Annotated in this window: 14 protein-coding genes and 2 pseudogenes; 6 read left to right on the forward strand and 10 right to left on the reverse strand. The window is 61.9% G+C overall.

The features are described 5' to 3' along the window. The first annotated feature begins 127 nt into the window (after positions 1–127). From AC0NID_RS29525 to AC0NID_RS29540, 4 genes are all read left to right on the forward strand, one after another. Positions 128–712 carry an OsmC family protein gene (locus AC0NID_RS29525; protein WP_473457045.1) on the forward strand — a complete coding sequence of 195 codons (585 nt, stop codon included), beginning with the start codon at positions 128–130 and terminating at the stop codon, positions 710–712. An 86-nt stretch (positions 713–798) separates the two neighbouring features. Next, positions 799–2,040, forward strand: a complete 1,242-nt coding sequence (locus AC0NID_RS29530) for an NAD(P)-binding domain-containing protein (protein WP_473457044.1) — start codon at positions 799–801, stop codon at positions 2,038–2,040. A 192-nt stretch (positions 2,041–2,232) separates the two neighbouring features. Further along, positions 2,233–2,394, forward strand: a complete 162-nt coding sequence (locus AC0NID_RS29535) for a YjiS-like domain-containing protein (RefSeq protein ID WP_473522316.1) — start codon at positions 2,233–2,235, stop codon at positions 2,392–2,394. Next, entirely contained in the window at positions 2,366–3,247 is an 882-nt protein-coding gene (locus tag AC0NID_RS29540) for an alpha/beta fold hydrolase (RefSeq protein ID WP_473457042.1), read from the forward strand. Before AC0NID_RS29535 ends, AC0NID_RS29540 begins: the two co-directional genes overlap by 29 nt. Before the next feature lie 192 nt (positions 3,248–3,439). On the opposite strand, the gene AC0NID_RS29545 is transcribed toward AC0NID_RS29540, so the two are convergent. The 4 genes and pseudogenes from AC0NID_RS29545 to AC0NID_RS29560 all read right to left on the reverse strand — a co-directional run. Then, positions 3,440–8,050, reverse strand: a complete 4,611-nt coding sequence (locus tag AC0NID_RS29545) for an alpha/beta fold hydrolase (protein WP_473457041.1) — start codon at positions 8,048–8,050, stop codon at positions 3,440–3,442. Positions 8,051–8,398: 348 nt separating this feature from the next. Beyond that, positions 8,399–9,892 (reverse strand): cysteine synthase A, encoded by a 1,494-nt coding sequence (gene cysK / locus AC0NID_RS29550; RefSeq protein WP_473457040.1) that lies wholly within the window; start codon positions 9,890–9,892, stop codon positions 8,399–8,401. A gap of 122 nt (positions 9,893–10,014) precedes the next feature. Further along, on the reverse strand, positions 10,015–11,286 hold the full coding sequence (locus AC0NID_RS29555; RefSeq protein WP_473457038.1) for an MFS transporter: 1,272 nt from the start codon (positions 11,284–11,286) through the stop codon (positions 10,015–10,017). A 298-nt stretch (positions 11,287–11,584) separates the two neighbouring features. Next, positions 11,585–11,933: pseudogene (locus AC0NID_RS29560) on the reverse strand (transposase); the annotation flags it as partial. Between the two features lie 83 nt (positions 11,934–12,016). Between AC0NID_RS29560 and AC0NID_RS29565 the strand changes: the two are divergent. Further along, positions 12,017–12,829 carry a class I SAM-dependent methyltransferase gene (locus tag AC0NID_RS29565; protein WP_473457037.1) on the forward strand — a complete coding sequence of 271 codons (813 nt, stop codon included), beginning with the start codon at positions 12,017–12,019 and terminating at the stop codon, positions 12,827–12,829. Between the two features lie 234 nt (positions 12,830–13,063). Here AC0NID_RS29565 and AC0NID_RS29570 read toward each other — a convergent pair whose 3' ends face one another. The 3 genes from AC0NID_RS29570 to AC0NID_RS29580 all read right to left on the reverse strand — a co-directional run bounded on the left by AC0NID_RS29570 (position 13,064) and on the right by AC0NID_RS29580 (position 14,816). Further along, the gene (locus AC0NID_RS29570) at positions 13,064–13,282 is read right to left on the reverse strand and encodes a DUF3072 domain-containing protein (protein ID WP_473457035.1); all 219 of its coding nucleotides are present in this window, start codon (positions 13,280–13,282) and stop codon (positions 13,064–13,066) included. A 521-nt stretch (positions 13,283–13,803) separates the two neighbouring features. Then, positions 13,804–14,106, reverse strand: coding sequence for a DUF6894 family protein (locus AC0NID_RS29575; protein WP_473457034.1), 303 nt, complete (start codon positions 14,104–14,106; stop codon positions 13,804–13,806). Further along, positions 14,106–14,816 (reverse strand): Crp/Fnr family transcriptional regulator, encoded by a 711-nt coding sequence (locus tag AC0NID_RS29580; protein ID WP_473457032.1) that lies wholly within the window; start codon positions 14,814–14,816, stop codon positions 14,106–14,108. The genes AC0NID_RS29575 and AC0NID_RS29580 overlap by 1 nt, the downstream gene beginning before the upstream one ends. A gap of 387 nt (positions 14,817–15,203) precedes the next feature. Here AC0NID_RS29580 and AC0NID_RS29585 point away from each other — a divergent pair, with 387 nt between their 5' ends. Next, a complete protein-coding gene (locus tag AC0NID_RS29585; RefSeq protein WP_473457031.1) occupies positions 15,204–15,527 on the forward strand; it encodes a response regulator in 324 nt (107 codons plus the stop codon). Positions 15,528–15,778: 251 nt separating this feature from the next. Here the strand turns inward: AC0NID_RS29585 and AC0NID_RS29590 are convergent. From AC0NID_RS29590 to AC0NID_RS29600, 3 genes and pseudogenes are all read right to left on the reverse strand, one after another. Continuing rightward, positions 15,779–16,092, reverse strand: a pseudogene (locus tag AC0NID_RS29590) (IS1 family transposase); the annotation flags it as partial. Between the two features lie 13 nt (positions 16,093–16,105). Next, positions 16,106–16,867: an SDR family NAD(P)-dependent oxidoreductase gene (locus tag AC0NID_RS29595; RefSeq protein ID WP_473457030.1), complete on the reverse strand. Its 762-nt coding sequence runs from the start codon at positions 16,865–16,867 to the stop codon at positions 16,106–16,108. 76 nt (positions 16,868–16,943) lie between these two features. Then, positions 16,944–17,579, reverse strand: coding sequence for a hypothetical protein (locus AC0NID_RS29600; RefSeq protein WP_473457029.1), 636 nt, complete (start codon positions 17,577–17,579; stop codon positions 16,944–16,946). Positions 17,580–17,675: the final 96 nt, after the last annotated feature.

Genomic DNA, 17,675 nt, shown 5'->3' on the forward strand with positions numbered 1-17,675 from the left:
ACCTCTCGTTTTTCCACTGTCGTTCCCACTGCACGTCAAACGCAGCCAGCCGAGGTTTCGCCGTCCGGGGTCAATCCCGGTCGCGCAACATCCCAACCCAGGAGTGTATGACATGCAGGACGATACAATGGTCATGGAAAAGTCTTCCGTTAAGAAGGCGCCGCGGGAGCCGAGGAACGGCGTTGACACGCCCACCCTTCTGGCCACCATCAACGCCGTCGCAGGGCAGCCGGAGCTGGCCAAGTTCCAGTTTCGTGCCAAGAGCCGCTGGATTGCCGGCACGCATAGCAGCAGCACGATGGCCAACTTCTTCGGCGCCGGCGCCGAGCAGTCCCACATGACGGCCCACCAGGCCGACAGCGACCATCCAGCGGTCCTGTGTGGCACAGACAACGGCCCGACCCCGGTCGAATATCTTCTCCACGCGCTTGCTTCCTGCCTCACAGCCGGCATCGCGAACATCGCGGCCGCGCGCGGGGTGACGCTGCATGAGGTGGAATCGACCGTTGAAGGCGACATCGACCTTCGGGGCATCCTCGGCATCTCCAACGAAGTCCGCAACGGCTACCAAGGCGTCCGGATCTCCTTCAAGATCAAGGGCGATGCTCCGGCTGAGAAGCTTGAGGAAATCGTGATGCAGTCGCGCGCCCGTTCCGCGGTGTTCGACGTGCTGACCAACGGCGTGCCGGTCTCGGTTGCCGTGAAAGGCTGATCTCACACCTGGAAGAGCAATATCGCCGGCCTCGTCCATACGATGGCGCCGGCGATCTGGTGCCCCTGGTTACAAGGCGCAGATTCATGCAGCGTACAGACGTGGCCGTTATCGGCGCCGGACAGGCGGGGCTAGCCATGAGCCGATGCCTGAGCGAGCGCGGGCTAGACCACGTCGTGCTGGAGCGTGGCCGGATCGCGGAACGCTGGCGCAGCGAACGGTGGGATTCGCTCCGCCTGCTGACGCCCAACTGGATGACGCGCCTGCCCGGCGGCGGCTATCGCGGGGCCAATCCCGACGGTTTCATGACAATGGCCGAGACCGTCGGGTTCCTAGAGGATTACGCGTGCTCGATCACCGCGCCCGTAGAGGACGGTGTTGAGGTGCTCTCGACCGAAACCATTGACGGAGGCTTCCGGCTGCTGACCGATCGCGGCCAATGGAGCGCGCGTGCGGTCGTGGTCGCGACCGGATACAGCGACAGGCCGCACATTCCGCCGATGGCAAAGGAGATCTCCTGCCGTATCAGGCAGATCGTGCCGCGCGACTACCGCAATCCTCGGCAACTGCCTCGGGGCGGCGTTCTCGTGGCCGGGGCCTCCGCGACCGGAATACAACTTGCCGAGGAGATCCATCGCTCCGGGCGCCCGGTAACCCTGTCGGTCGGCAGTCATACCCGCCTGCCGAGGCTTTACCGCGGGCATGACATTCTGTGGTGGCTCGAGCGGCTGGGAACACTTGCCAAGCCCGTCGCCGAAGTTCCGGATCTGGCCGCGGCACGGCGGCAGCCGTCCCTGCAGCTGATTGGTACACCCGAGCGCAGGTCGCTCGATCTGGCCGGCCTTCGGGAGCAAGGCGTTCGTCTCGTCGGTCGCGCCGTTGCCGCTTGCGAAACACGCATTCGGTTCAATGGCGATCTCGCCGACACGACCGCCGCGGCGGAACGCAGACTGAGGCGCATGCTGGCCAACATAGACCGCGCGGCCGCCGGCGAGGGCCGCTACTCAGTCGATCCCGGCCCAATTCCGAGCCTGATTGTGAGCGCCGAACCAACCGAAATCGACCTCATCGACCAGGGTATCGAGACCGTCATATGGGCCACCGGCCATCGCCGGGAATATTCATGGCTGAAGCTGGATGTGTTCGACGCCGGGGGCGAAATCCTGAACGATGGCGGCGTCTGCGACTATCCGGGACTTTATGTGCTCGGCCTCAATTTCATGCGTCATCGAAACTCCAGCTTCCTCGATGGCGTCGGCCGCGATGCCGAGGCGCTGGCGACGCACGTGGCAATGTTTCTCGGCGCCTCCCGCCGGGCCGCGGCCTGACCGCTGAATACAACGCTGGCGCGGCAAAAATCGACGCTGCCTTCAACGATGACGCTCACGACCGACCACGACAAGGGCTCCACTGGCGCTGGAGTCAGCGCCCGCAACCATGGAGAAATCAAGATGACTACAATGTTGAACCCATCCCTGTCGCCCACCACAACGCGCGGTTTGCGTTGGGCTGGCGGAACAATGTTGGCCGCGCTCTGGCGTTTCATTCGCATCCGGCGGGACCGTCGACAGCTTTGTGAGTTGCCGGACCACATTCTGCGCGACGTCGGCATCACCCGCTCCGAGATTGACTCGATCACCTTGTTTACCTGGCGTGATCCCAGCCGCCGCTCGCGGTCTTGATGCGGAGGAAAAAGGTCGTGCGATGACCACTGCATCGACATTCTACGTCTCGCGCAAGGCGTGCCATGCACCACTCGTCATCGCCCTGCACTGCTCCGGCGGCAGCGGACGGCAATGGCGCAGCCTGGCGGAGCGACTCGATGACAGCTACCGGTTCATCGCGCCCGATCTGATCGGGGCGCCGGGCGGCGGTACCTGGACCGGTGCCGGCGCTTTCCGTCTGGCCGACGAATCCGCCGGGATCCTGCAGACGATCGACCATCATGATGGGCCTGTGCATCTTATTGGCCATTCCTATGGTGGTGGATTGGCCCTGCATATCGCAGCGATGCGTCCACACCGGCTGGCCAGGCTCTCGCTCTATGAACCGTCTGCCTTTCACCTGCTGCGCGAGCTGGGATCTGAGGGCCACGAGGCGCTCGGCGAAATCTCGGCGATCGCAAGCGCGATACACGACGGCCTGATCGACGGTAGCTATCTCTCCGCGACAGCTCGTTTCATCGATTACTGGAGCGGAGCCGGCGCCCTCGCCGCGATGAAGCCGGAACTTCAGGCGGCACTCGTGCGGTTTCTGCCGAAGGCCAGCCTCGACTTCCACGCGTTGATCCATGAGTCCATGCCAATAAGCGAGTATGCCCGATTTGGCTTTCCGGTGTTGGTTTTGCGCGGCGAATTTGCACCAATTCCGACGCGGCTCATCGCCCGGGAACTTATTTCCCGCGTTCCGGCCGCGATCGGGGCGATTGTTCCTGGCGCCGGACATATGGGGCCGCTGACCCACGCAGGCGTAGTGGCGGATCGTTTGGTGCGGCAGATACTGTTCCATGACACAACGGGATGGCGAGCTGCGTGACCGCGGCTCGTCCTTTCGCTCAGGGAACGCAACCTGTCGCCAACCTCGCCAGCTTCCCTCCATAGAAGCGCGGAAGTTCGCAATGGGCTGGGTGGGCCGAACGTCGACGGCCGAACCTCGGCTTATCTCGGCAAGATTCTCGCCAGGTTGAGCTCGACGGGGCTGAGCAAGTGGATCCTTGCTGCGGCGGGATCACACCATAGCGGCGATGGGAACGCGAACGGGCAGCACACTACCGATCGGCTCGTCCGCGCCGAAGACATCCTCCCGCATCTGCATTTCGGCGTAGAGCTTTTCCGCTTGCGCGAGAGTGGCATCCGCACCAGCGATTTTGCCGCGCCGCTGCGCGAGCCCCAGAGCTAGCAAGGAGCGGGCAAGCTCCGGCCGTAATTCAACCCGCCTGGCAAGGCTGCAAGCCTTTTCGAGCCAGCTGACGGCCGATCCGGGAGACTTCAGCTCCGCAATGCCGCGCAGTACGATGATCTCGCTCCACGGGTCGCCGAGTTCCCGCGCAAGTTCGAGCGCATGGTCGAGATTGGCCGCAGCTTCCGGCTCACAGAGGCGCGCACTCACGCAGGCGAGCACCGCGCGCGCGTGACATTCGAACTGGGCAAGATCGAGCCTCTGAGACTCGCTCACCGCCCTTTCCAAGGTGGCGCCCGCGTCGTGGTTGCGGCCGAGCAGGAATTGCGCATGCCCGAGCCCCGTCAACAGCCATGGCCTCAGTAGGATGGACGCGCTGGTCGCGGCTTCGGAGGACCACAACTGCAGCGCCTCGACAAGCGCCGGCTCGGGCCCGCGCAGGACGCCCACCACGCCGGTGAAATAGGCGGCCGCGCAGTTGTCGATCGGGCGCGCCACTTCGGCGACGACCTTCCGCAGCTCGGCAAGGGAACGCTCAGCATCGTCGAACCGGCCAAGGCGCGCTTCCGCCTGCGCGCGGTGCCCCAGGTACCAAACCGCACGCGCACCGAGCTGTCCGAAGCGCTCCAGGCGCCAAGCTTTGGTGAACCTCTCCTCATGCGGAACAAGCCGCTCCAGCACCTGCCGCGCCTCACTGCGGATCAGAAGGGCCTGCGAGGCGGCCAGATCCGACTCGCTTATGCAGCGCTGCACGCCGTTTGCCAACGCACCGCGCTTGAGTGTGTCGGCCGGTTCCAGCGCCTCCTCGTAGCGGCCGTGGGAACTGTTGAGATAGCTCAGGTGGAGCAACACATCGGAGATGAGTTGCGGATCGCCCAGTTCCATGGCCAGTTCGCGCGCTTCCAACAGCTGCGGCAGCGCCTTCCGGTAGGCCCCAAGGGCGCCGTAGGCGGGTCGCATCCGCACCCGCAGATTGATCGCCTGGGCGAGAGTTTTCGGATTTCGGGGCAGCGCGGCGACTGCCTTGCGAGCGCTTTCGAGGAACTGGACCGCGGCGGAATAGGCCGAGCGTTCCTCGGCCCGACCCGCCGCTTGCAGCAGATAGTCCGCGGCAGCTTCCCACGCCTCGGCACGAAGCGCGTGTTCGGCCAGTTCCTCGATGTGGTGGTTCAGCGATCCGCCATAGAGTCTGTCCATGGCAAGCAATGCTGCCCCATGCAGCCTTTTTCGGTCCTCCGCCAGCAGGGATTCGTAGGTCACCTTGAGCGTCAACGCGTGCTTGAACGTATATTCCACGTGAGGGTAGCTCTGGACCTCGAACAGGAATTCCAAACTCTGCAGTTTGGCCAGGCACGCCTCCAGCTCCGCCTCCGGCAGCGGCGAGAGCGCCCTTAGCAGCGGATAAGGAACATTCTTGCCGATAACCGAAGCGACCTGGAGTACCTGCCTTTCCCAGTCACCCAGCTGCTGGATGCGCGCAGCGATGAGCGATTGAACCGTTGACGGGATGGTGATGGATTCCACCGGTCTCGTGAGCTCGTAGCGGCCGGACCGGCCGGCAAGAGCACCGTCCGCAACCAGTCCGCGCACCATTTCTTCGAGAAATAGCGGCGTGCCATCGGCCCGCTCGGCAAGTGATTTCCGCAGGTCCCCCAGGCTGAGATCAGATCCCAGCAATCCGGTGAGGAACTGCTCCATTTCGTCCCGCGCGAACCGCTCCAGCCTTATCTGCTGGAAACAGCCGCGGCGGTTCCAGTCGTGCCGGTACTGCGGCCTGTAGGTGGCGAGCAGCATGATGCGATTGGCACCCATGACTTCGACCAGCCTGTTCACCACGGCCTCGCTCTCGGCATCGATCCAGTGCAGGTCCTCGATGAGCACGGCTACAGGCGCGGCTCGGCTCAAGGCAACGAGAAAAGCGCTCATCGCCTCGGATACCCGACAGGTCCGCTCCCGCGCATCGAGATGCCGCCAGGAAGAATCGTTGACCGGCAGGTCCGCCAGGAAGGAAAGCGGGACGGTATGACGTGGATCCAGTCCCAGTTCCGCCTGCTTGAAGGCAAACAGGCGCTGGGCTTCCGCCAACCCGTCTTCGCCGCGAATGCCACAAGCCGAGAGCAACAGCTTCTTTACAGCGCCCAGAGTGACTGACGCGTCAAACTCCAAACCGCCGCATTCGAGCACAGTAAAACCGGCCACCGCGTCGAGAGAGAGAAATTCATGGGCAAGTCTCGATTTGCCGATGCCGGGGTCGGCGACGATTCCGACGACCTGGCCGTGGCCCTCCCTGACCCGGCGCCACGTTGCAAGAAGGATTTTGAGCTCAAGCTCGCGCGCCACCAGTCCGGTGAGGCCGCGGTTGGCCCTCAGGTGCCAGCGCGACAGTGCGTGGTTTTCGCCCAACAGCTCGTAAATGCGTTCGTCGCGACCAAGTTGCGGATGCTCCGCGTGCGCCAGCCGGTGCATCTGCACATAGCCCCCGGCGGCTGCGCGCGCGCGCGCCGTCGCGGCGATCGTCGCGCGGTGCAAGGCACGCATCAGCCGGTTGGCCGCACGAGGCGCGGCTCCGGCCAGTTCGACCTTGCTGGCTTCGGTCGTCGATTGCTGCCGCACGATCACCTCGCCGGTGTCTATTCCGGCCCTCAACTGGATCCCGCCCCGGGAAAGCTCCTCCACTGCCAGCTTGGCCGCAAGCGCCGCGCGACAAGCGAGATAAGCGTGATCCTCGGTCGCGCGAGCGAGGCCGAACGCTGCAGTGATTGTCCCGTCAGCTGCCGACGTCACGACGCCGCCATGGCTCTCCACCACTTGTATCACCCGATCCTCGACGGGCTGGAGTTCACGGATTGCCTCTTCCGGATCCTCCGCTTCGAGGAGATGCATTGGACTGACCACTTCCGCGGCAAGTACGGTTATGCACTGCCGAGAGCGGTTGATCCCCAAGGACGCTGGAGGGCCTGCCAGTTGCTGCGTCTGTTCGGGGTCGGCAAGAAAACGACGCGTTTCGTCCACGAAGGTCGCGAATGCCGGTTCATGGCCAAGCAGCACGTGGTTGACGCTGTCGAGCGCAACGAAACGCGCGCCGGGAATTTTGCCGGCCATCGCCTGGCCGTGATTGAACGGAATGACTGCGTCCCCGGTGGCATGCATCACCAGGGTCGGAACACGAACCTGGGGTAACAGCTCGTCCACGTCGATGACGGCGCCTTCCTCGAAGATGCGCTGGGCAATCTCAGGCGAGACGGTATGGCGTTGCAGCTCGTTGTACCAACTCCTCTGTTCCGGCGTTGCTTGCGGAATGAAGAGGGAGGTGAACATCTGGCGAAACACCGGGTCGTCTTGGCCCCAGCCTTCTCGAATCAGCGCTCCCATGGCTTCGCGGCGCGCTATCTCGCGCTGATTGCCCCGCTTGCGCCAGCCTTTGGTAAACCCGCCATACAGCACCATTCCAGCCACCCGCTCGGGATGCCGGACGGCATAGGCTATCGAAACGGCGCACCCTTGGGAAATGCCAAGCAGGGAAACGCGGCGCAGACCGGCCGCATCGATGATGCTCTCCAGGTCGGCGACCATGGCCTCGAAGGATAGGTCGGCGGGATGCCGGTCCGATAGGCCGTTACCGCGCTGGTCGTAGCGTATCAGCTGGTAGTGCGCTGAAAGGCCCTCGATCCAATGCTTCCACACCGGACTGTCCCATTCGAGCTCGAGATGGGACATCCAGTGGGCGGCCCTTACCAAAGGCGGGCCTTGACCACTCAAGGAATAGGCCAGACGCGCGCCGTCGGGCGTTGTGCACCGGCGGATCTCTTGCGCAAGGACCCGCTCCGGCGGAGGGCGGAGCTGTATCTCCGCTGCAGGCCAAACCTGCGCAGTGACCGCCTCACCGGTGGGAGCGGCCTCTGTGTCGGCTCTCGAGGCGCGGCTCTGGACCATGGCGGATTGCCGTGCTGCCTCGCTCAGCCGGCGGATGTCCGCTCGAAGTGCCACGTCCCCGGGCTCCAACCCGTGCAGGACATGGGCGTGCGGAAGCGCACGCACCGGCTCATCGGCAAGCCGGTCGACCAGCACCCGAAGGATGCGCAGATGCGTCACGTGCAGTTCGTCGGCGGTCGCAACGCGCCAGGCTTCGAATTCCGGACACCGCGGCAGTGAGAGGTCATCCAGGAAACGTCCGCGGAACGCTCCGGCGAGGGCCTCCAGCTTCTCGGGTTCGAGAGCCTCAATGTCGCGAACGCCAAGGCCGCGAAGCGGCGCGATGTCCAGCACGACTTCGCTGGTGTTCAGGCGAACTGCGTTGCGGTCGGCTTCCAGGATCCCGCCGTCCCCGAGGTCGACAACTTGTCGTATCTTCGAGAGACTCCAGCGCAGGGCGCCGCGAGGATCGTCCGGTACCTCCCAGAACATTTCGCAAAGGCGCTCGCGCCGCTGCGGGCGCTCCACAAGCGCAAGATAGGCCAGCAGCGCCCGCGTCTTTTTCGAAGGCGGCAAGGAAACGACCTCGCCACGGCGAAGGACGGTCAGATCTCCGAGAACGCGAATTTCGAGCGACACTTTGCCAATCCCAGTGCGCTTACTTAATTAGCGCTGGATTGTATCCAGTCCGTGCCGCTGCCGAAAGCGTTCGTTTCCGGAAGCGTGAGTTTCCGCCTACGGTCTGATTTGCTCTTTTGTTTGTGGGAAAGCCGACAGGGACAGGTGCAGATGAAAGCCGATCCGGGACGGGATCACGCCCGTTCCGGCTTGCTCTGATAGTGGCGACGGCACTCTGAACAGCCCGGAGGCGGGATCTCACGCTGCCGCGCGCACCCATCGGGGCAGCAGGCTCTCGGGGTTTGCGCATGCGCCGGGCGTGTAGTTTGCGCCGACGACCTCCAACCGGGCTGCGAGCGTGCCGTTCCGCCAGGCCGCAAGCGTATCCATGCAGCCACCGATATGCTCGCCGCCGACAAAGACCTGCGGAATTGTAGGCGAACCGATTCGGGCCCTCAGGGCCTTGCGGATTTCCCCGTCCAGGCCGTTCTTCTGGAATTCCGGACTATCGATTTCGATGGACCTGTAGGCGATTCCGGCACGCTCGAAGAGCTTTCTTACCGTCCAGCAGAATTCGCACCACGTCAGAGCGAACATGACCACCGGATGCTGCGGATCACGGATCGCCTCACCGACAAACGCATGCGCCGACCGGTCGATTTGGATTTCGTTTAGGGGTGCCGATGAAAGGGCGAAGGACGGCGGCCGGTCGAAGCGGTAGCCGGGTGTGGAGCGAGAGAGCGCCTCTTCGGCGGGCGACATTTCCTCGCCGATGTGATCGAACAGGATCGTGCTGAGATACCGCTCACCCGTATCTGGCAACATGCACAGCACGTTCCGGTCCGGGCCGACGCGTCGAGCAATTTCCAGAGCCCCGCTCAAGGTTGCCCCGCCTGAGATGCCCGCCAGTATTCCTTCTTCCGTCGCAAGCCGGCGTGCGGCTTCCAGAGCGTTGGCGCCTGAAACGGGTAGGATCTCGTCCACAAGATCGTCAGCCATGGCGTTGCCGACGATCTGCGGAATGAAATCAGGGCTCCACCCCTGCATCGGGTGTGGCCGGAAGCGAGTGTGCGCCCGAGTCGGCAGTCCGTGTTCGTCGAAAGTCTGGGGAATGCCACTCGACAGCAGCGCCGAATTGTCAGGCTCGCAGACTATGATCCGCGTTTGCGGCCGCTCGCGCTTGAGCACTCGCGCCACACCGGCAAGCGTTCCGCCGGTCCCGGTGCCGGTGACCCAGTAGTCGAGTGGACGGTCCTGGAACGCCGTGAGGATTTCGTGTGCTGTGGTGCGGGCATGAATATCGGCGTTGACGGGCGTCTCGAATTGCCGGCAGAGGAACCAGCCGTGCGCTGCGGCCAGCTCGACGGCCTTGGCGAGCATGCCGCTGCCGCGTTCGACGGCAGGGGTCAGCACGACCTTTGCACCGAAAAAGCGCATCAGCTTGCGGCGTTCCAGGCTGGCGTTTTCCGGCATGACGATGACGAGAGGGTAGCCTTTCCTCGCGCAAACCATGGCAAGTCCTATGCCGGTGTTGCCGCTCGTCGCCTCGATCACCGTCTGGCCAGCCCGAAGTGCACCGGAACCCTCCGCCTCTTCGATGACCGCGGCGGCAAAACGGTCCTTGATCGAGCCGCCAGGATTGAACGCCTCAATCTTGGCATAGAGCGAAGCGCCGCCGTTGTTGATGCGGGAAAGGCGAACAACCGGCGTATCGCCGATCGTGTCGAGAATGCTGTCGTAGATACTGCTCATTTCAGCTGCCCTTGCTTGGTGGCGACGCCACTCCGTCGACCCCTTCGATCTCTGAAAATGGTAGGAAAGCCGTGGTTTGCAGCGTTCGAACCAACGTGGAATTATGCGGATTGACGTTTGAATCAGCGGCTCATCGCGGGTTGCGGAAGGCGGCCGCATGGGACCTTCGCTGTCGCGCTGGATGACGCCGCCAATACGCCCAGGACGACGAGGTTGGCTGTGCCAGCGGCAAATGACACCAGAAAAGCGGGCCCATAGCTGCCGAAGCTGTCATAGACGAAACCGCCGAAATAGCCGGCCACGCCCATGCCGACCCAGGCGACCAGCATGACGATGCCGAGTGACTGGCCAAAGCGTTCGGCTGGTGCAAACTGGCGCACGCAAAGGATCAGGCACGTCATGTTTCCGGCAAAGCCAAAGCCGAAAACCGCCGATAGCGCCAGTAGGCTCAGCTGCTGGTCGAGCGCGGGAAAAATCGCAACGCATGCTGTCTGGATGAAAGATGCAAAGGCATAGGCAGCAAGATTGCCTGCCCGGTCAGCGAGGAGCCCGAATGCGATACGCCCGACGGCGCCGAACAGCATGGCGACCAGGAGGCTGAGCGAGCCGACATCCGAAGATCCGCACACGGCCGTGACGAAGCTCGTGAGGTGCACAAGCGGGACGCCCATGCAGGCGCAGCAAAGGAAGGCTGCGGCAGATAGCAGCGTCACCGGCGAAAGACGGCCATTCTGGAAACCTGGCTTTGCTGAAAGATGCACCGGTGCGGCAACGACGCGATCGACAGGCGGCGCCTGAACCGCCGGCATGAAGATCGCCAGCAAGGCCATCATCGCCACAGCCATGATCGCGTATGCGAGGCGCCAGCCGACACCGTCGATCAGAGCATTTGCGGCGTAGGGCATTATGCCTTGGCCTAGGGCTCCGCCTGCAGTGACGATGCCTATCGCCAGGCCGCGGCGGCGGTTAAACCAGAGCCCGGTTACGGCAAGTACTGGTGCGTAGAGACAGGCAAAGCCGAGCCCGCCCAAGGCGAAGTTGGCGGCGTAGATCTGCCAGAGTGACGTGGCGAACGAAAGCGCGGTAAGCGCGATCACCATGCCAGCCGAGCCGATGAATAGCAGGCTTCTGACATTCAATCGATCCGACAGCCGGCCCCAGAGCAGCCCGCCCGTGGCCATCCCGACGGTTGACAGCGTGTAGGCAAGGCTGATGTCGGCTCGCGACCAGCCAAACTCCGCCTCAAGCGGTCTGATGAAGACGGATGTCAGCGCCAGGCTGCCAAATCCGAGTGCCATGGCGTTCGTGGCGCCGGCCGCAGCCAGAATCCCGCGCAGCCGCATTGTGTTGTGCTGAAGCTGCCTGGCTCCAGATGGTGGTGATTGGTTCGACATACTCCTGCCCTCCAAGGACCGCTTCGGGGTTGTCATCGGCCAGGGGTGTGGAAGCAGGCGTGTGCGTCAGCGTGGAAAGCTGTAATGCGGACCATGGGAACATCCTGGTGAGGCAATACGGCTTCTCATCCAGGTCGTCGCGCTACAGCCGACGCTGATCCATTCATGCTGCATCTTGGCAGAGAAGGAGCGGCGATTGATCTCGGAGCGCACCAAAGCCGCCCTCGCCTCTCGCAAGCCTACTGGAATGAAGCTCGGTAATCCGACCCAAAACAGTGGATGCTGCTGGCCTTACGGTTGCGTTTGGCGGGATGTTGGCCCACGCGCCTCGCTCCGCGACAAACGCCCTGATCCAGTCCGCATCGTAGCCACGATCCGCGAGCAGCCGTCCATCTTGCGTCAGATTGCCAAGCAGGATTGAGCACAGCCGATTGTCGTGTGCCTGGCCGCCGGTGAGGCAAAGGCGAACTGGCAAGCCGTTGGCATCGACTATGACATGGATCTTGCTGGTCAGTCGGCCGCGCGAGTGGCCCATGTGTAGCCGGCCACTATTGGCGATGTAGGCTGCATGTTGATGGACGCGGACAATGGACGTGTCGATCATCTGGACGGTGGTGATGGGCACTTGCCAGTGCATTCATGATCCGCTCGCCTCGCGGTCGAAAGCGACCCAAACCAAGCAATTGTATGCTAGGCTCGCGAGCCATCAATCGGACTGCGGGGGATCGCAATGTTGGAAACGGACAAGGTGTTTGCTGGCTCGATTCCGGAAAACTACGACCGCTATATGGTGCCGTTGATTTTCGAGCCGTTCGCCGCAGACCTTGCACAACGAGCAGCGTCCTTGTCGCCCAGGGCCGTTTTGGAAACAGCCGCAGGAACCGGGGTTGCCACCCGCGCATTGGCGCCAAAACTGTCCCCCGGCGCAAGCTATATCGTAACCGACCTTAACCAGCCGATGCTCGACTACGCCGCTTCGCGACAAGCTCCTGACAGCCGCATCAGATGGCGCCAGGCGGATGCCCTGGCGCTGCCGTTTGAAGATGCGGTCTTCGATCTCGTTTGCTGTCAGTTCGGCGCGATGTTCTTTCCCGACCGCTCGTCGGGCTACCGCGAAGCAAAGCGCGTTCTGAAGCCCGGAGGACGTTTTTTGTTCAATGTATGGGATCGCATCGAGGAGAATGTATTTGCGGATGATGTAACGAATGCTCTCGCAAAGTTTTTTCCCAACGACCCGCCGCGCTTTCTGGCACGAACGCCGCACGGTTATCACGATAAGGACCTGATCCGTCGCGAGCTGGAGGACGCGGGTTTCTCCGATGTGGTGATCGAGACGAGAGCCGAACAGAGCCGTGCCTCCTCGCCGCGCATTCCAGCCGTAGCTTATTGCCGGGGAACTGTCCTTCGCACCGAAATCGAGGCCAGAGGCGCGGGAGAACTGGAAGCTGCAACCGACTATGCCGCAACCGCGATTGCAGACAGACATGGCAGCGGCGAGGTTGCTGCCAAAATTCAGGCCCACGTAATTGTGGCTGTGGTCTAGGTGTTGGAATATCCCGTTCCGGCATTTCGTAACATTCCGCTGCTACACAGCAATTGCCCTGCTTTCGGACTGAAACGGACATGAACCGAATTTATGAGTACGGGTCCTAGCAGGTGCGTTCGTTGGCTGACCCCGGAGCTGTAAGTTAATTGCGTGGCCACAACTGCAGGAAAACCGTGCGAACCGGGCCCGATCGACTCCCCGTCGCTGGAGACCAAAAGCCACGAGCGGGCACTACAGGCCCAATTTCTCCCGCAGTGCATCAATGCGTTTAGAGGCTTCCGCCTTGTTGAGGCCGTCAGCATAGGCGTCAGGGTCGTCGGCCTGTTCGGCCAAAGTTTTCAAATAGGAGGCTTGTGCGGGGGTCATGGGGTCATCTCCGCTGATCCAATCTTCCGGGTCCTTTTCGACATTTGCCGGTGCATCGATTTTTGGGTTGTGCCGGTCGCCCATGTCAAATCTCCCTTGATGATCACCAAAATGAGAATGATCATGAGTTGTTCCGCCAGCATGTTAGCTTAGTGGTAGACGACCTATGCCTGGCTGGAGATTACAAACTGGGCCCAACGCAAGATGTCTCCGAGTTGCGCCTCCGCCGTCTCCGGAGGGCACTACCGCGACGTCCAACGTGGCGGCTCCATTTACCACACCACAGCCCAGCAGGCTCCACGACAACAGGCGCCGGCCGGAATTCGATCGCCCTATTGATCAAGGAAGCGTCCGGGTTCATGTCTTCGACACGCATATGCGAAGGCCGAACTCGACCATCGAGCGACCAAGCCAAAGCATCCATGGACATCTCGTCTGGTCCACCAGCAGATAACCCTTATGACCGGCTCGGCGCTGCCTTTTAGAGCGCCTGTTTGTATCGCTCGGCAAAGGCCCGCGTCGCCTTAATCCGCGAGGGCGGCTGAAAGCCCGGTCTTCCATTCACTGCATACTTACCTGCGGCTGGCGCTCAGACCTCGCATGGTTCAAGCGCGACCTCGAGGTTCATCTTCGTCGGGTGTCGGCGGGACGGCATTTACCTCAAGCGGTTCGATCACCAGGGACAGGCTAAGCCTCAAAACCTTTCTGCCACTCTCGTCCCTGATATCCATAATGAGTTGCTGCCCATGGGGTCCCTTCAGTTCGTCCTTCGCCAACTCAGTCAATCCTTCGACGGCTGCATTGCGCGCTGCCTCAATCCCCTCGCATTCCAGACCCGTGCTGTCTTCCACGAGGTGCTGGCGATCGCCGCTATCAAAGAAATATCTCGGCATGTCGGTTTCCGTCATCAGAACGCCACTTCAGGATCCTTCTGGTGCAGGTAGGTCGGATCGAAGTCTCCTGCCTGCACCAAACCCGGCCAATCGAGAGCACGCAACGTTGCACCAGACGTGGCGATCAGCCCGTCACCTCGTAGCGCCTGAAGCGTGCGGTTCACGTGAACCGCGGACAAACCCACCGCATCACCAAGTGATGCCTGGCTTATCGGCAGACTCGCGACGTGGTCTTCAATGCGACCTGCAAACCGCAGCCGCACAATGAGTTCGCATAACATGTGGGCCATACGCGCGTAGGCGTCCCGCCTCCCGACGTTGGTGACCCACTCCCGGTAGATCGCAGCGTCAATCAGGGTCGATCGCCAGAACGCGGTTGCAATACGCGGCCGCTGTTCGCAAATTCGACGAAGTGCGCTGTGCGGGATAAAGCCCAATCTACCGGGCGTCAGACTAGAAAAGCTGCAGTCCATGACTGCGAGATGCATGCCGTGCAGGTCGGGGAGATCGCCTCCGACAAAGAAGCTGGTGATCTGCCGCTTTCCCCCACCTGTGTGCTTGTAGGAACATACCAGGCCGTCCAAGACGACAAACGAGTGGGTTGGTCGATCGCCTTCCAAGACAAGATCCTGGTTAGCCGGAATACGCTTCTCCTGAATTGTGAGGCCCACTAAGGCTGCGGCGTCATCATCGCTAATCTCAGCGATGCCACGCAGCTTGCGCATGAGCACGTCCGAGGAGAGAGCTGAACACAAGGACTTGGTTACCTCCATAGGCTTTACAGCCGAACTTGCATTCGCCGCAAATGTTCCACGCTGCTGATGCCGGATGCTAGGCGTTAAGCATCTCGCGGCGATCATAGCCACGCCACGGATCGCTGCTGGTGACTGCCAATATTCAGGCGCCGCGTGCGTTATTCGGGGAAGACGACGCTCCAGCCTTTTGGGGAGCCTAGTGATACGACTGACTGCTTTCGCTCATTTAACAAATGATCGTGCGCTGTGATCCAGACAGGTTTACGATATACGGTGGTGTCAGCGCACGTGGTGCTCCTGCCCAGCAAGGAGAAGCGCGTGAGAAAGCCTCTAGCACTTATCGTTGAGGACGAGCCCATGATCGTCGTTGATATCGAGGCGTCCCTTAAACAGGCTGGTTTTGCGGTAGCCTCAGAGCCAAGTTGCGCTCGCGCAAGGCAAATTCTGGCCCTTGTTGAGCCGGACGTCGTCATCCTGGACGTGCTCTTGCAGGACGGCGTCAGCTCTTCGGTTGCTGAAGAACTCGTTGCCCGCAACATCCCCTTTGTGGTTTATAGTGCCACGGAAATCGAGGACCGAGGTGAGGCCTTCAAGGCCGGGATTTATGTCGAGAAACCTGCCGACGATTCCGTGCTCGTAGCTTTGGCGATTTCGATGGCTAAGGCATCCACGGCTGGGTAGTCTCAGTTTGAAATTTGACGGCGACTAATCGTAATTTTCAAGCAAGGATCGGACGTAGCGCGAACGTCGACCATTCCACCCGCAAAGCTTGCAACGGGTGCCATCGAACTCATGATGGCAGTTTTCATATCCATAGAGAACATGAGCGCACTCGGGACAAAGATATGCCATTGCGGAGGTCGAAGCACGATACTTGCTGCGGCACTCGTCGCAGCGCTTCCATTCCCCATCGTTAACTTCCTGCGTCGGCATTACCCGTTGACCACTCGCTTTTGGTAAGGCCCGCGCTTGCCGGCTTGTGCGCAACGGCGTCCATCTTCTCGCAAAGGTCTTCCATGGACCAAAGCGTCTGCGAAACGCCAGCGGCCATTGCCGGCGTCATCTTCAGCGTCTTGTGCATTTTTATGAAGTTGTACCAGACGGTGTAAATCGCGACCATGTGGACATGATTTTCGAACTTCTTTGAGAACGCATTGGTGAGGCGCGTGAAGCGACGATTGGTCATACGCATGGTGAGGTTGGCGCGCTCAATATGCGACGTGCTGACATGCACAGGGTCGGGATTGATCGCAAAACACTCAGCCGAGACATTCGCCACCGTCGATGACGAGCGCCTGGCCAGTCATGAAGGAAGAGCGATCGGATGCGAGGAACAGCACCGACTCGGCGATTTCCTTGGTTGTGGCGAAACGGCCCATGGGAATTTTTTGGCTGACATAGCTTTCGAGCGCAGTGCGTCCGCCCATCTGCCGCATGAAAGGTTCGTTGAACGGCGTGTCGACCCAGCCCGGGCACAGCGCGTTGGCCCGTATGTTGTAGCGGGCATAATCAAGCGCGATCTGTTTTGTCATGGCCACGACCGCGTGCTTTGTCGTGGCATAGGCGATCATCTGCCGGTCGTACAACACACCGGAGTTCGAGGCCGTGACGATGATCGAGCCGCCGCCCTGCGCCTTCATGTGCGGGACCACCAGTTGCGCCAGGCGGAAGTGCTGTCGCACGTTCAGCCGCCACGACCTGTCCATTCCCTCTGAATCCGCCTGCTCCAGCGAACCTTCGACCTGAATGCCGACATGAGAGTGGAGAATGTCGATCCGGCCGAACGTGTCAATGCAGTGCGCGGCCAGCGCGTCAAGTTGCAGATCGTCTGAGACGTCGATGGCGGTCGCCAGCGCATGCGCACCCAGCCGCTCGATCACGTTGGCCGTTTCGGCCACCTTCTCGCCATCGCGGTCGGCGACCAGCACGTTGGCACCCTCGCGCCCGAGGATTTCGGCGCTGGCGCGGCCGATGCCGGAACCCGCCCCGGTTACAATCGCCACTTTGTCCTTCAGGATCATCGAGCGTTTCCTTATGCAGTGGCGTCGCGCCGAGACGAGACCGCGACGCCCATCGTGAACCTCGTCCAGGTCTGTCCTAGGCCTTCCCGCTCCGGCCGATCACGCTGCCCAACACCTTGTCGATGCTGTCGCGAGCGCTTTCGCATTGTGCGCGCGTGCCGGCAAGAAACACCCTACCACTGGCGCCGATCATCTGGACATCGACGAGGGTAATGCCGGGAGCCGCGCGTTCGGCTTCGTTTGCGGCGACGGTGGCAAACAGCGCCGGCTCCAGCTCATAGACCAGCAGTGATTTCCCCGGCAGCAGCATTGACGCCTCGCGCGTCCTATTGAGGATAATTGCATGCTGGTCCGACACGTTTTCGATGATGTCGCAGTACAGCGTACGCGGCTTCAGCTGATCCTCTGGCCTGCAGCCGATGCCCTGGAGAATCGCCTTGCCGGCCTGGCCGAGCTCAGCAAGATCGGACGAATGCAGTTCGAGGATGCCATACTGCCGCTCCGTGTAAAGCAGACCCGGCTCCATGTCCGGCATCTGCTTGAGAGCGAGATCGCAGATGCGGTGAATGGCGAGCGCCGGCGCGACCTCGATGATGAGCGAGTGTTCTCCCGCCATTGGAGGGTAGCCGCGCGCGCGGGTCGGCGTCGACATGTACGCCGCGAACTGGCGGCCCAGATCCTTCACCAACAGATAGACGCGAAGCTCGGTCATGATGCCTACCAGCGCCGATCGCCGTCGTCGCCACCGCAAACCGCAGCTGGTCGGCACGGCTGCGCCGCCCGCGGGCGATTGCACGACGAAGCGATC

This window comes from Mesorhizobium sp. WSM4821, from assembly GCF_055901555.1.

What these genes read in the sequence shown, in the direction of transcription:
- AC0NID_RS29575 (WP_473457034.1), bottom strand. Translation starts at nt 14,106, where the DNA reads ATGACGGAAACCGACATGCCGAGATATTTCTTTGATAGCGGCGATCGC.
- AC0NID_RS29530 (WP_473457044.1), top strand. Translation starts at nt 799, where the DNA reads ATGCAGCGTACAGACGTGGCCGTTATCGGCGCCGGACAGGCGGGGCTA.
- AC0NID_RS29595 (WP_473457030.1), bottom strand. Translation starts at nt 16,867, where the DNA reads ATGATCCTGAAGGACAAAGTGGCGATTGTAACCGGGGCGGGTTCCGGC.
- cysK (WP_473457040.1), bottom strand. Translation starts at nt 9,892, where the DNA reads ATGAGCAGTATCTACGACAGCATTCTCGACACGATCGGCGATACGCCG.
- AC0NID_RS29535 (WP_473522316.1), top strand. Translation starts at nt 2,233, where the DNA reads ATGTTGGCCGCGCTCTGGCGTTTCATTCGCATCCGGCGGGACCGTCGA.
- AC0NID_RS29525 (WP_473457045.1), top strand. Translation starts at nt 128, where the DNA reads ATGGTCATGGAAAAGTCTTCCGTTAAGAAGGCGCCGCGGGAGCCGAGG.
- AC0NID_RS29600 (WP_473457029.1), bottom strand. Translation starts at nt 17,579, where the DNA reads ATGACCGAGCTTCGCGTCTATCTGTTGGTGAAGGATCTGGGCCGCCAG.
- AC0NID_RS29570 (WP_473457035.1), bottom strand. Translation starts at nt 13,282, where the DNA reads ATGGGCGACCGGCACAACCCAAAAATCGATGCACCGGCAAATGTCGAA.
- AC0NID_RS29555 (WP_473457038.1), bottom strand. Translation starts at nt 11,286, where the DNA reads ATGTCGAACCAATCACCACCATCTGGAGCCAGGCAGCTTCAGCACAAC.
- AC0NID_RS29585 (WP_473457031.1), top strand. Translation starts at nt 15,204, where the DNA reads ATGATCGTCGTTGATATCGAGGCGTCCCTTAAACAGGCTGGTTTTGCG.
- AC0NID_RS29580 (WP_473457032.1), bottom strand. Translation starts at nt 14,816, where the DNA reads ATGCGCAAGCTGCGTGGCATCGCTGAGATTAGCGATGATGACGCCGCA.
- AC0NID_RS29565 (WP_473457037.1), top strand. Translation starts at nt 12,017, where the DNA reads ATGTTGGAAACGGACAAGGTGTTTGCTGGCTCGATTCCGGAAAACTAC.